Consider the following 14,540-nt stretch of genomic DNA (forward strand, 5'->3'; position numbering starts at 1 on the left):
ACCTACCGCTTACCCCTCGACGATCATGGTTTCGACTGCTGCCTCCCTGCCCGTCTCCACACACGACGACGCCGCGCTCGAACTGCCCGACGGCAGCCACCGCGAACGCGTCCCCGTGCTCATCTTCGAACACCCCGCCCAGATGGCCCGCCAGGTGGCCCGCCGCATCGCCAACCTGATCGAGGAGCGGCAGGCCGTCGGCAAAAACGTCGTGCTCGGCCTGCCCACCGGCTCCACCCCCATCGGCGTCTACGAAGAACTCGTCCGCATGCACCGCGAGCAGGGCCTCGACTTCTCGAACGTCATCACGTTCAACCTCGACGAGTACTACCCCATGCAACCGGACAGCCTTCAGAGCTACCACCGGTTCATGCACGAGCACTTCTTCGACCACGTCAACATCCCGAAGGAAAACATCCACATCCCCCGGGGCGACCTGCCCCGCGAGGAGGTCGAGGCCTACTGCCTGCAGTACGAGCACGCCATCACCAAGGCCGGCGGGCTGGACCTGGTGCTGCTGGGCATCGGCCGCAACGGTCACATCGGCTTCAACGAGCCCGGCTCCGGGCCGGAGACGCGCACCCGCCTGGTCGTGCTCGACGAGATCACGCGCAAGGACGCCGCCAGCGACTTCTTCGGGGAGGAGAACGTGCCGCGGGAGGCCATCACGATGGGCGTTGGAACCATTCTGGACGCCCGGGAGATCATCCTGATGGCCACCGGGGAGCACAAAGCCTCCATCGTGCGCCGGGCCGTGGAGGAGGAGCCCAACCGCCGCGTGACGGCCTCCTTCCTGCAACGCCATCGCAACGCCACCTTCTACGTGGACCGGGCTGCCGCGGGCGAGCTGACCCGCATCAAGCCCCCCGGCTCGCCTGCGAGGTGACGTGGACGCCCGAACCGACATGCGGGTCTGGTTCTGCATCCTGTGCCTGCTGAGCGGCGGGTGCCGCCCGGGCGGCGCCCCCTCCGACGCCGCCAACGACACACCCGCACCGGACAACACCGTGGCCCTCTGCCATGGGGAGGGCTGCCTCTACCGGACCACCGCCCACGGCCGCACCTATCACGACTATTCGACCGGGTTCCGCTGCTGCGCCGACGCCCGATGAACCCGGCGCTCCCCCATCCGGAAAGGCGTGTCAGGCCGCCTGCAGGCGGACGGCCGTATCGTAGTCCGTGATCAGGACGTTGATGAGCCGCCCCCGCAGCGCGCCCAGAATCGCCTCCACCTTTTCGGCCCCTCCGGCCACGCCCACCACGCGCGGCACCGCTTTCAGCTCCTCCAGCGTGATCCCGATGGTGCGCTCGTCGAGTTCCGTCTTCACGGGCTTCCCGCCTGCATCGAAGAAGCGCATGGCGATGTCGCCGACCGCACCGGCGGCCGCCAGGGCCTCGTAGGCCGCATCCGGCAGGATCCCGCCCTGCCGTTCGAAGACGGGGTTAGTGGACAGGGCGCCGATGCCCGCAAACGCCATCGTGAGCCGCGGGAACCACCCCATGGCCTCCCGGACATAGCGGTCCGAGCGCAGGATGGCGCTGCTCTCGGCCCGGTCCACGATGCCGGGTGCCGGTAGCAGGGTGACCGTACCGCCGAGGAGCTGGGCCAGGCGGCGTGACAGGTTGGCGGCATGGATCTCCGCCTCGGGCGGTCCCAGCCCTCCCATGGTCTGCACCACCCGCACGGGATGGACGGGCCGGGGCTGCAGGGCGTTGACCATGGCCTGGAGCGTCCGCCCCCAGGTGACGCCGATGACGTCGCCGTCCTGGATGGTGCGCTGGAGGTAGTCCGCCGCGGCGACTCCCAGTTGCTGCCCAAACACCCGCTCCCCCGCTTCGGTCTCCACGATGAGCACCTCCTTCAACCCGAACCGCCGCTCCAGTTCCGTTTCCAAGTCGAGGAAGGCCATGCTGGAGACGACGTTGATCTGCACGACCCCCTCCTCACGGGCCTGCCGGAGCAGGCGCGACACCCGGGGCCGGGACAGCTGGAGACGATCCGCGATCTCCTGCTGCGTCAGGTCCTGCAGGTAATACAGCACACTCACCTTGAACAGCAGGCGGTGATCGACGGGCTCTTTGCGACGGGCCATGGTGGTCTCTTTCGGAAGGAAAACAGGCAATAACTGAACATACGTTCATTTTTCAAATTTTTCTCATCTTCACAATCACTTCATGGAAAGGAGTTTCGTCCTCCGGGATCGGTAAATATTTTGTTAACCAGATCAAAAGTTCTTTACTGAACAAGTGTTCATAAAGAACCGCTTTCCGTCCCACCTTCTTACCCGCCCCGGTAGGTCATGAAAACGCTCTACACCTCCTGCAGCCTCCTCACGCTCCTGATCGCACTTGCGGTACCGGTCGCCTCCGCCCAATCCACCGGCACCATCACGGGCACCGTCACCGATGCCCGGGGCAACGCGCTTCCCGGAGCCCAGGTCATTGTGGCCGGCACATCGCTCGGCACCGTCACCGGCATTGACGGGCGCTATGCCCTCGACGGCGTGCCGGCCGGCGAGCATACCGTCGAGGTCCGTTTCGTCGGCTATCAGACGGGCGAGGCCACCGTCTCGGTCGAGGCCGGCGGGCGCATCCGCCTCGACTTCGCGCTCGAGGAAGAAGTGCTTCGCTTCGACGAGTTGATCGTGACGGGGACGTTCGACCGGCGCAGCGCCCAGGAAGCCTCCGTGGCCATCACGACGCTGACCCCGCAGGTCCTGGAGCAGACGGTCCCGGTCAGCTCGGCCGATGTGCTGAAGAACGTGCCCGGCGTGTTCGTCAACTCGGCCCTGGGCGAGATCCGTAACATCGTCTACTCCCGCGGCGTCTCGGCCAACACCGTCGACGCCGACCGGGGCTACTACTACGTCTCCATGCAGGAGGACGGGCTCCCCGTGACGACCCTCACTGGGGGCAACTACGGCCCGGACTACTACCTCCGGCACGACCTGACCGTCACCCGGGTCGAGGCCGTACGGGGCGGCTCGGCGTCCATCACCTCGGCCAACGCGCCCGGCGGTGTGTTCAACTATCTCTCGCGGACGGGTGCCGGAACGTTCGGCGGCGCCGTCTCGACGCGCAACGGGCTCCAGGGCGGCGACAACCCGTTCGTTCGCTTCGACGCCACCCTCGGCGGGCCGCTCTCCGAGAAGGTCACCTTCAACGTTGGCGGCTTCTACCGCTACGACGAGGGCGCCCGGGATGCCGGCTACCCGATGAACCAGGGCGGCCAGCTCAAGGGCAACCTGACGTACGGGCTCGAGAACGGCTTCCTCCGCTTCTACGCCAAATACCTCCACGACACGAACGGATGGTTTGAGTTCATCCCGGCGGTCAACTTCAGCGACCCGACCTTCGCGCAGGGCTTCGACGCCGCCTCGTCGGTCCTCTTTGAGCCGATGGCGGTGCCGGTCTACTCGACGCGCCGGAACGAGACGCTGACACTCGACCCGAGCAAACTCGTCAACTCGCGCGAGCAGATGATCCAGTTCCAGCTCGTCCAGTTCCTCGACGGCTGGGAGATCGACAACAACGCCCGTTTCTCCCACAAGGGCCGCACCTGGCAGTCGAGCGGGGTGATCTTCATGTCCCACCCGGCTGACCCGCTGGTCTATCTCATCGGCGGCATGGCCGTGGATTTCGGCACGTATCGCTTCACGGACCCCGACACCGGGACCCTCATGGCCGAAGTGGTGCGGGCCCCCGGCAGTCCGTTCGATCCGAGCACCTACACCGTCACAACGAACAACCTGCCCAACGGGGGGCGTTTCCTGAACGGTCTCGCGCTCGACTTCCGGGCCTCGGTCAACGAGGTGATGGACCAGTTCCAGGTGGCCCGTGAGGTCGGCCCCATGCGCTTCGTGGCCGGCGGCTTCTTCGCCTACGCCGACCTGGTGCAGACGAACAGCTTCGGCAGCCTGGTGACGAACACGTTCGTGCCCCGGCCGCAGGCGCTGACCGTCACGTACACGGCCCTCGATGGGACGACCTATCAGGTGACCGAGCCGCATGGCTTCTGGAACACGACCCTGAGCGAAACGCGCAACGACGCCTCGCAGCTGACCCTGGCCGGCTTCTTCAACCACAGCTGGGAGCTCTCCGACCGGTTCAACCTCGACTACGGCTTCCGCCTCGAGCGGGTGCGCAACGAGGGTACCAACTCCATCGCGTCCCTGGTGCGCCCGCCCGTGGGCACCGCGGGCGGACGTGACGGCAGCCCGCTCACCCTCTACGACAACGCCACCGTCACGTTCGAGGACTTTTCCTACGACGCCACCGTCACCACCTTCTCCTTCTCGGGCGGGCTCAACTACGAACTCACGAACCGCCTGGCCATCTACGGGCGCTTCTCGCGGGGCAACAAGGCGCCCGACCTGATCCTCTACAACGACATCGACACCCAGTTCGAGGCCGAAACGCTGGAGCCTATCACACAGAAGATTACCCAGGTCGAGGGGGGGCTGAAGTATCGCTCGCCCCGGATGACACTCATCGCAACGCCCTTCTACAGCTTCCTCGACGACTTCGCCATCAGCACACCCTTTCAGAACGAAGACGGAACGTTCTACACACCGCCGACCCTGTTCAACGCCATCGAGACCTATGGCGTCGAGGTCGAGTTCGACGCGGACCTGTCCCACGGCTTCGGTCTCCGCGCGGTGACGACGCTCCAGAACTCGACGGCCACGCGGTGGAAGCTGAACGTCGCCAACAACCCCGGGCCGGCAGACGACCAGGTACTGGACTTCTCCGGCGGCAAGGCTGAGAACGCCGCCGACGTCATGTTCACGCTGACGCCGCGGTTCCAGCGAGGCCGGTTCTCTTCCTTCGCCACGATCCGGTACATGGGAGCGCGCCCGGCCAACGTGCCCCGCGCCTTCGACCTGCCCGCCTTCACGACGGTGGACCTGGGCGTCGACGTCGACGTGACACCGCGCGTGCATCTGGGGGCGTCGGTGAGCAACCTTTTCGATACGGCCGGCATCATGAGCTGGACGCCGCCGGGGCTGCTCATCGGCCGCCAGACGTTCACGCCGGAACAGGTGGCCGCCAACCCGGACGCCACCTTCGGCGTGGTACCCGTGCAACCGCGGTCGTTCTTCGTCTCGCTCCGGTACGACTTCTGACGGAGATCCCCGCCCGTGTATCGCGCCCGCGCCTCGGAGGCGTTTTCTCCCCACACAACCCCCATCGCGCCATGCTCCGTCGCCTGCTTCCCTTCCTGCTCCTGATCGGCTCCGTACCCGCGCTCGCCCAGACGCCGGCCGGCAACCTCGAACAGGGCTTCCGGAACCCGCCCGAGGCCGCCAGACCCCGCGTCTGGTGGCACTGGATGAACGGCAACGTCACCCGTGAGGGCATCACAGCCGACCTCGAATGGATGAAACGGGCCGGCATCGGCGGCTTCCAGCAGTTCGACGTCGACCTGGGCAACTTCCTGGCAGGCGAGTTCTCCCTGCCGACGTACGTCGAGGAGCGGGTCGTGTACCGCACGCCGGCCTGGCAGGAGCTCCTCCGCCATGCGGCGGCCGAGGCGAAGCGGCTGGGGCTGGAGATGACGATGCACAGCTCGGCCGGCTGGAGCGAGACGGGCGGCCCCTGGGTGCGGCCCGAGCAGGCCATGAAAAAGGTGGTGTGGAGCGACACGATCCTGACGGGGGGACGGCACTTCACGGGGCGGCTTCCCCACCCGCCCACCGTGACGGGCCCCTTCCACGACCTGCCCCGCCTCTCGCCCCTCAGTGCCATCACGGGGGCGGAAGCGCTGCCCACGTACTATGAGGACGTGGCCGTCCTCGCCTACCGGAACCCCGTGCCCGGCACGGCCCCGCGCCCGCGCCTCGAAGCCGCCACGCCGGACCTGGACCTCTCGCGCCTTGCGGACGGCAACCTGCTGGACCCGGTGGCGCTCCCGTTCGAGGAGGGGGGCCATGCCTGGATCCGGCTCACCTACGACCAGCCGGTGACGGTCTATGCCCTCACGCTCGTCATGCCGGAGGGCTTTCCGCCCGGCCTGATCCAGGCCAGCCAGGACGGGATCACCTTCACGACGATCGCCGCCTTCCCGGGGCAGACCGGCTACGTACTGAGCCACCTGCCGGTGCAGACCTTCGCCTTTGCGCCCACCACCGCACGCACCTTCCGCGTCGTCTTCACGGGCCTGCCGCCGACGAGCCCCTTCGCCCAGTTCCTGGGAGCCGGCCCCCGCACGGCCCATGCCGTCGCCGAGCTGACGCTGCACACGACCCCCCGGGCGCACCGCTGGGAGGCCAAAGCCGGCTATGACATCCTGTTCGACTACGAGCCTCTGGCGACGCCGCCCGTGCCGGCCGGCGTCACCATCGATCCGGCGGGGATCGTGGACCTGACGACGCGGATGCGGCCGGACGGCACGCTCGACTGGGAGGTGCCCGAGGGCGAATGGGTCGTCCTGCGCCTGGGCGCCTCGCTGACCGGCGCCACGAACAACCCGGCACCGCCCGAGGGCCGAGGGCTGGAGGTGGACAAGCTCAGCGCCGAGGCCGTCCGCGCCTACATCCGCGACTACATGGCCCCGGTCGAAGATGCACTCGGCGACCTGGTGGGCGAGGCGTTGCAATACCTTCTGATCGACAGCTGGGAGGCCGGCCTGCAGAACTGGACCCCGGCCCTCCTCGCCGCGTTCGAGGCGCGGCGAGGGTATGACCCGAGGCCCTACCTGCCGGCCCTCACCGGCCGCATCGTGGGCAGCGCCGAGATCACCGACCGCTTCCTCTACGACTACCGCCTCACCATCGCCGACCTGCTCGCAGAGAACCACTACGGCGTCATCGACGCCTACCTGGCCGAGCGGGGCATGAGCACGTACGGCGAGGCCGCTGGCGCCAACAACGCCATGTTCCAGGACGCCCTGCGCAACAAGGGGATCATCGACATCCCCATGGGCGAGTTCTGGACGCTCCCGGCCGGCGAGACGCGCTACCGGCCCGAGCACATCACCGACATCCGGGAGGCGGCCTCGGCCGCCCACATCCACGGTGTGCCCATCGTCGCCGCCGAATCCTTCACGACGATGGCGCCGGGATGGAGCGAGCCGCCCTCCGCCCTCAAGCCGCTCGGCGACCATTACCTGGCCCGTGGCGTCACCCGGTTTGTCCTCCACACCTCGGTGCACCAGCCGCTGCCCACGCCGCCCGGCTTCACGCTGTTCGTCTTCGGCCAGCACATCAACCGGCACACCACCTGGGCCGAGATGGCCGGCGGCTGGCTGACCTACCTGGCCCGGGCCTCCTACCTGCTCCAGCAGGGCCGCCACGTGGCCGACCTGGCCTACTTCATCGGCGAGGGCATCCCCGCCACGGTGTTCTACGGCGAGGATACCACGCCCGACCCCGAGCCGCCCGAGGGCTACGCCTACGACTACCTCAACGCAGACGTGCTCCTGCGCAGCCGCGTCGAGGATGGGATGCTGGTGCTGCCGAGCGGGATGCGCTACCGGGTGCTGGTCCTTCCGCACCGCGTCGACGGTGTTTCGCCGGCCGTGATGCGGCACCTGCGCGACCTCGTCGCCGCCGGGGCCACGGTCGTCGGCGCACCGCCCCGGGGGACCCTCGGCCTGACGGGCTACCCCGCCGCCGATGCCGAGGTCCGCGCCCTCACCGCCGAGGTCTGGGGCGATACCGACGGGCGCGTCATCACCGAGCACGCCTACGGGCAGGGCCGCGTCTACTGGGGCACTCCGCTGGAGGAGGTGCTGGCCGCGATGGACATCGCCCCGGACGTCGAGACGACGCGTCCCCACTTCGACACTCGCATCGACTGGATCCACCGGCAGACCGACGACGGGACCGACCTCTACTTTGTCTCGAACCAGACAGGCCGCGCCCTGCAGCTGGAGGCCCGCTTCCGCGTCGCCGGCCGCGAGGCCGAGGTCTGGGACCCCGTTACGGCGACCATCACCCCGGCCTCGTACATCATCGAGGACGGCCGCACAACGGTTCCGCTTGACCTGGAGCCCTACGAGTCCGTTTTTGTCGTATTCCGACGGCCCACCGACCGGCCGTCCCGTTCCGTCCCTGCCCTCGTCCGGGAGACGCTGATGACGCTCGAAGGCCCGTGGACCGTCTCGTTCCAGGAGAACCGCGGGGCGCCCGATGCGATCCGCATGGACCGGCTCGCCTCCTGGACCGAACACGACGACCCGGGGGTGAAGTACTTCTCCGGCGTCGGCACCTACACGAAAACCATCGAGGTGCCGGCGGCCTGGCTCGCCGGCGGCGCACGCCTCGAGCTCGACCTGGGCGACGTCCGCGAGGTGGCCCGGGTGCGCGTCAACGGCGACACGCTGGGCGTGGCCTGGACACCTCCCTTCCGCGTGGACGTCACCGGGGCCCTGCGCCCCGGGCGGAACGAGATCACGATCGAGGTGGCCAACCTGTGGACGAACCGGCTCGTCGGCGAGGCGCTGGGCCGGGTCGAACCCATCACCTTCACCACGTACCCCGGTTATGTGGCGGGATCCCCGTTGCTGGGTCCGGCCGGGCTGGAGGGCCAGCTCCGCCCGGCCGGCCTGCTCGGGCCGGTGACCCTGCACCGCATCGCGCCCCGACCGGCCAACTGATCCGACCATGTCCCCGTTCTCCCGATCCCTTCCCTCCGCGACCGGCGACGGCCGCGACGACACCCCGCGGCCGCCCGGCCGCCGTTCGTTCCTGAAGACCCTGGCCCTGACCGGTGGGGCGCTGCTCCTGGGCGGACACCGGCTGATGGACCGCCCCGAACGCCTCATCGGCGTGCAGCTCTACACCCTGCGCGAGCGGATGCAGCAGGACTTCGCGGGCACCCTCGAGCAGGTCGCCGCCATCGGCTACCGGGAGGTCGAGTTCGCCGGCTACTTCGACCGCCGGCCCGAGCAGGTGCGTGCCCTGCTGGAGCGCCTGAACCTGACCGCCCCCAGCACCCACATCGGCCTGGACGCGCTCCGCAACGACCTCGACGGCCAGCTCGAAACGGCCCGCACCATCGGGCACCGGTACGTCACGGTGCCGGCCATCATGGAAGCGTTCACCGGCACGATGACCCCGGACGCCTGGTCCCGCTACGCCGCGGAGTTCAACCGGATCGGTGCGGCCTGCCGGGACAAAGGGCTGACGCTGGCCTATCACAACCACCACTTCGAGTTCGTCCCCGCCGGGGAAGGACGGACCGGCTTCGACGTCCTGCTTGCCGAGACGGACCCGGACCTGGTTGTCTTTGAACTGGACCTGATGTGGGCGACCCTGGCCGGGCACGACCCCGTCACGTTGTTCGAGCGGTACCCCGGACGCTTCGTGATGTGGCACGTGAAGGACCTGAAGTCGATCGAAACAGCACGGGCGGCCGCTGGCCGGGGCATGGAGGGCTTCCGCACCATCCTCGGGCTGATGGCCGACGTCGGGGCAGGTGAGATCGACTTCGCCCGCATCTTCGCCCGCGCAGAGCAGGCCGGCGTCCGGCACCTCTTCGTCGAGCACGACGCCCCGCAGGACGCCCTGGCCAGCATCACGAACAGCTTCCGTCACGTGCAAGCCCTGCTCGCCCCATGAATCGACCGCCCCGGAACATGGATTCCGGCGCGCGGCAGCGCGGGCTGTGCGGCGCCCTGCTGCTGGCCGCCTGCCTGGCCGGCTGCGGGCCGGACTCCCCGGAACCGGCCGCCCCGCGCCTGACCGTGGACGGCTACACCTTCCGCGACCTGAACAAGAACGGGCGGCTGGACCCGTACGAGGATGCCCGCCGGCCCGTCGAGGAACGCGTGGAGGATCTGCTCGGGCAGATGACCCTGGCCGAGAAAGCCGGCCTGATGTTCATCAACGGCGTCGTCGTCAGCGAAGACGGGTCGCTGGAAGGGCCGCCCCCGCCGGGCTCGTTCGGGGCTTCGGCGCCGGAACTGATCCGGGAGAAGCGGATGAACAGCTTCAACATCTGGGCGGCCCCGTCGCCGGTCGCGCTGGCGACGTGGTACAACAACGTGCAGCGGCTGGCCGAGGGCACCCGGCTGGGTATCCCCGTCACCATCGCCTCCGACCCCCGGCATGCGTTCGAGCACAACGTGCTCACCAGCGCTGCCGGGCAGGGCTTCTCCCGATGGCCGGAACCGCTCGGCCTGGCCGCCCTGGGCGACACCGCCCTCGTCCGGCGCTTCGCCGACATCGCCCGGCAGGAATACCTGGCCGTGGGCATCCGCCTGGCCCTCCATCCCATGGCCGACCTTGCCACGGAGCCGCGCTGGCCCCGTATCAACGGGACGTTCGGCGAAGACGCCCACCTGGCCGCCCGGATGGTGGCCGCCTACGTGAAAGGGTTCCAGGATGAACGGCTCGGCCCTCACAGCGTGGCCACCATGACGAAGCACTTCCCGGGGGGCGGCCCGCAGCGGGAAGGCCTCGACCCGCACTGGGAGTTCCAGAAAGGGCAGGTCTACCCCGGCGGCCGGTTCGACTACCACCTGATCCCGTTCGAGGCGGCGCTGGCGGCGGGCACGGCGCAGATCATGCCCTACTACGGCGTGCCGGTCGGGCAGACCAGCGAGGACGTCGCCTTCGCCTTCAATCGCGAGATCATCACCGGCCTGCTCCGTGAGCGCTACGGGTTCGACGGCGTGGTGACGACGGACTGGGGCGTGCTCACCGACGTCCAGCTCGGGCCCTTCGTCTGGAAGGCGCGGGCCTGGGGCGTGGAGCACCTGACCCCGGCGCAGCGCATGCGGAAGGCCCTCGAAGCCGGCGTCGACCAGTTCGGCGGCGAGTCAATCCCGGACACGCTCGTGGCCCTCGTGGAGGCCGGGCTCGTGTCCGAGGACCGGATCGACGTGTCGGCCCGCCGGATCCTGCGCGACAAGTTCCGCCTCGGCCTCTTCGACAACCCGTACGTGGACGTGTCGCGCGTGCCGGAGGTCGTCGGGGCACCGGCGTTCGTTGCGGCCGGCGAGGCGGCGCAGCGACGGTCCATCGTCCTGCTCAAGAATGGCCCGGCCGGCGGCCTCCCGCGGCTGCCCCTGCCACGGGGGCGGCTGAAGCTCTACGTGCGTAACCTGGACCCGGCCGTGGCAGCCCGCTACGGCGAGGTCGTCGACACGCCGGAGGCGGCGGACGTCGCCATCCTGCGCCTGCAGACGCCCTGGCAGGCGATGGAGGGCCCCGCCTTCGCCAGCACGATGCACCACGGCGACCTGGACTTCAAGGAGCCGGAAAAGACGGAGATCCTGACGCTGCTGCGGGCGGTCCCCACCGTCGTCGACATCTACCTGGACCGGCCGGCGGTCATCCCCGAGATCGCGGCCGAAAGCGCGGCCCTGGTGGCGAACTTCGGCGCGAGCGACGCGGCCGTGCTGGACGTCCTCTTCGGCGAGGTCGCGCCCGAGGGCCGGCTCCCGTTCGAGCTCCCCTCGTCCATGGAGGCCGTCCGCCGCCAGAAGGAGGACGTGCCCTACGATTCCGAGAACCCCCTTTTCCCGTTCGGCTTCGGCCTGCGCTACGAACAGCCATGACCCATCCCCTGTCTTTTCCCGTGACCTTGCTCCCGAAGACGGCCCTTCTCCTGCTCCCGCCGCTGTTCCTGATCGCGGCGGCCCTCGGCCAGACGGGCACGTTGACGCCCACCGGCCTGCGCGTCGAGTACGCCGAGAACCCCATCGGCATCGACGCGCGCGTGCCCCGGCTGAGCTGGCGCAGCACGTCGACGGAGCGAAATGCACGGCAGACGGCCTATCAGATCCAGGCCGCCGCCTCCGAAGCCGACCTCGCGGCCGGCCGCCTGCTGTGGGACTCCGGGCGTGTCGCCTCCGACCAGTCCCTCTTCGTCCCCTACGGCGGACCGCCACCGGTCTCGGGCCAGCGGGTCGTCTGGCGCGTGCGCGTCTGGGACGGGGCCGGCCGGCCCTCGGCCTGGAGCGCGCCCGCCCTCTGGGAGATGGGGCTGCTCGACCCCGCCGACTGGCAGGCCCGCTGGATCAAACCCGCCGGCCCGCCGGACACCGCCATGGCCCGCCCCGTGGCCATGCTGCGCGGCCGCTTCCGCCTCGACGGCGAGGTCGCCCGCGCCCGGGTCTATGCCACCGCCCGCGGCCTCTACGCGCTCGAACTCAACGGCCGGCCCGTCGGGGACCAGGTGCTCGCGCCGGGCTGGACGAGCTACCACCACCGCATCCAGTATCAGACCTACGACATCACCGACCTGCTGCAACGGGGCGAGAACGTCCTCGGCGCCTGGCTGGCCGACGGCTGGTACCGCGGCTGGCTCACCTGGAACGGAACCCGCAACCACTACGGGGACCAGACTGCCCTCCGGGTGCAGGTGCACGTCACGTACGCCGATGGCCGCGAGGCGGTCTTCGGCACGGATGAAACCTGGCGGGCGACGAAGGACGGCCCCTACCGCATGGCCGACCTCTACGACGGCGAGATCTACGACGCCCGGCGCGAGATGCCCGGCTGGAGCACCCCCGGCTTCGACGACGCCGCCTGGGCGCCGGTGGCCCTGTTCGAGGGCGAGCCCGTCGCGCTCGTCGCGCCGCAGGGACCGCCGATGCGCCGGATCGAGGAGATCCGCCCGGTCTCGATCACCCGGGCCCCTAACGGCGAGACAGTGGTCGACATGGGGCAGAACATGGTGGGGTGGGTGCGCCTGCGCGTGCGCGGCCCGGCCGGCACCGAGGTGGTGCTCCGCCACGCCGAGGTGCTCGACCCCGAGGGCAACCTCTACACGGACAACCTCCGTTCCGCCGACCAGACCGACCGCTACATCCTGCGCGGCGAGGGCGAGGAGGTCTACGAGCCGCGCTTCACCTTCCACGGCTTCCGCTACGTCGGTGTCCGCGGCTACCCCGGCATGCTCACGGCGGACGACCTCACGGGCGTCGTCGTCCACTCGGACCTGCCACGCACGGGCTGGTGGACCAGCTCGGACAGCCTGCTGAACCAGCTCTACCACAACATCATCTGGGGCCAGAAGGGCAACTTCGTCGACGTCCCCACGGACTGCCCGCAGCGCGACGAACGCCTCGGCTGGACCGGCGACGCCCAGGTCTTCGCCCCCACGGCCGCCCTCAACATGGACGTCGCCGGCTTCTTTGCCAAGTGGCTGCGCGATGTGGCCCTGGATCAGCGCCCGGACGGGGCCGTCCCGCACGTCGTGCCGAACGTGCTCGGCCCCCAGGCCGCCGGCACCGCCGGCTGGGCGGACGCCGCCACCGTCATTCCCTGGGAAATGTACGTGGCCTACGGCGACGCGGGCCTCCTGGAAGCCCAGTTCCCCAGCATGAAGGCCTGGGTCGACTACATCGGCACGCAAGCCGGGGAAGACGGCATCTGGCGTCCCGGCTTCCAGTTCGGGGACTGGCTGGCCCCGCTCTTCGACAACACCTTTGCCCCCTACCGCGCCACCACCGGCGTCGACCTCATCGCCACGGCCTACTATGCCCACTCGGCCGACCTCGTGGCGCGTACGGCCGGGGTGCTGGGCCGGGACGAGGAGGCCCGCACCTACCGTGCCCTTTTCGAGCGAATCCGCGAGGCTTTCCGGCACGAGTTCATGACCGGCGCCGGGCGCCTCTCCTACGAGACCCAGACGGCCTACGCGCTCGCGCTGGCCTTCGACCTGTTCCCCGAAGCGGAACGGGCCGAGGCCGCCGCCCGCCTGGCCGCCGACGTGCGGGCGCGGGGCAACCACCTCACGACCGGCTTCCTCGGCACCCCCGTGCTCACCCGCGTCCTGAGCGACCACGGCCAGCTCGAGACGGCCTATGCCCTGCTCACCCAGACCACCTACCCCTCCTGGCTCTACCCGGTCACCTTCGGCGCCACGACGATCTGGGAGCGCTGGGACGCCATCCGCCCCGACGGCACGTTCCAGAGCCCGGAGATGACCTCCTTCAACCACTACGCCTACGGGGCCATCGGGGAGTGGATGTACAACGTGGTGGCAGGGCTGGAGGCCGACCCCGCCCGGCCGGGCTACCGGCACCTCCGGGTGCACCCCCGGCCGGGCGGGAAGCTCACCCACGCTAGCGCCCGGCTCATGACACCGTACGGCGAGGCCGCCTCAGCCTGGTCGTTCCACGGCCCGCGCTTCAGGCTGGAGGTGACCGTCCCGCCCAACACGACGGCGCGTGTCGTCCTGCCGATGGCCGCCGGCGCGACCGTGACCGAGGGCGACACGCCGCTGCGCCAGGCCGCCGGCGTCCACACCGTGACGACGGAGGGGAGCGACCTGCACGTCGAGGTCGGCAGCGGAACGTACCGGTTCGTCTACGAGGCGCCCGAGCTGGCGCTCTTTGCCGCCGGCTACCGCGAGCTCGGCCCGGACGCGACGCTCTCCGACGTCATCGCCGCGGCCGAGTCCGTCCTGGCCGAAGTGGCGCCCGCCCTGTTGAACCCCCAGGTACGCCAGTTCGGCGGGTCGATGCCGCTCCGGCAGGCCCGGGGTACCCTGCTCACACCCGAAACCTACGAGGCGCTGCTCGAAGCGCTCGCGCGGGTCAACGCCGAACGCCGCGCCGCCATCCTCCACACCCCCTGACCACA

At 69.6% G+C, this 14,540-nt stretch carries 7 protein-coding genes and 1 pseudogene; 7 read left to right on the top strand and 1 reads right to left on the bottom strand.

Annotation, left to right across the window (positions count from 1 at the left end; translation table 11 throughout):
• Window positions 1–25: 25 nt before the first annotated feature.
• Together nagB and GQ464_RS00010 are read left to right on the top strand one after the other, a co-directional pair.
• Window positions 26–868, top strand: a pseudogene (gene nagB / locus GQ464_RS00005) (glucosamine-6-phosphate deaminase); the annotation flags it as partial.
• A gap of 19 nt (window positions 869–887) precedes the next feature.
• A complete protein-coding gene (locus GQ464_RS00010; RefSeq protein WP_228350452.1) occupies window positions 888–1,112 on the top strand; it encodes a hypothetical protein in 225 nt (74 codons plus the stop codon).
• Window positions 1,113–1,142: 30 nt separating this feature from the next.
• Here GQ464_RS00010 and GQ464_RS00015 read toward each other — a convergent pair whose 3' ends face one another.
• Window positions 1,143–2,093: a sugar-binding transcriptional regulator gene (locus tag GQ464_RS00015; protein WP_166975072.1), complete on the bottom strand. Its 951-nt coding sequence runs from the start codon at window positions 2,091–2,093 to the stop codon at window positions 1,143–1,145.
• Between the two features lie 207 nt (window positions 2,094–2,300).
• Here GQ464_RS00015 and GQ464_RS00020 point away from each other — a divergent pair, with 207 nt between their 5' ends.
• The 5 genes from GQ464_RS00020 to GQ464_RS00040 all read left to right on the top strand — a co-directional run bounded on the left by GQ464_RS00020 (window position 2,301) and on the right by GQ464_RS00040 (window position 14,535).
• On the top strand, window positions 2,301–5,126 hold the full coding sequence (locus tag GQ464_RS00020) for a TonB-dependent receptor (RefSeq protein ID WP_166975075.1): 2,826 nt from the start codon (window positions 2,301–2,303) through the stop codon (window positions 5,124–5,126).
• A 71-nt stretch (window positions 5,127–5,197) separates the two neighbouring features.
• Window positions 5,198–8,599, top strand: a complete 3,402-nt coding sequence (locus GQ464_RS00025; protein ID WP_166975078.1) for a glycosyl hydrolase — start codon at window positions 5,198–5,200, stop codon at window positions 8,597–8,599.
• Between the two features lie 7 nt (window positions 8,600–8,606).
• Entirely contained in the window at window positions 8,607–9,563 is a 957-nt protein-coding gene (locus tag GQ464_RS00030; protein ID WP_166975081.1) for a sugar phosphate isomerase/epimerase family protein, read from the top strand.
• Complete coding sequence (locus tag GQ464_RS00035) at window positions 9,560–11,506, top strand: glycoside hydrolase family 3 protein (protein ID WP_228350453.1); 1,947 nt, start codon at window positions 9,560–9,562, stop codon at window positions 11,504–11,506. The genes GQ464_RS00030 and GQ464_RS00035 overlap by 4 nt, the downstream gene beginning before the upstream one ends.
• Entirely contained in the window at window positions 11,503–14,535 is a 3,033-nt protein-coding gene (locus GQ464_RS00040) for an alpha-L-rhamnosidase (RefSeq protein WP_166975084.1), read from the top strand. The genes GQ464_RS00035 and GQ464_RS00040 overlap by 4 nt, the downstream gene beginning before the upstream one ends.
• Window positions 14,536–14,540 lie beyond the last annotated feature (5 nt).

Origin of the sequence: Rhodocaloribacter litoris, assembly GCF_011682235.2 — a bacterium.
Classification (GTDB): Bacteria; Bacteroidota; Rhodothermia; order Rhodothermales; family ISCAR-4553; genus Rhodocaloribacter; species Rhodocaloribacter litoris.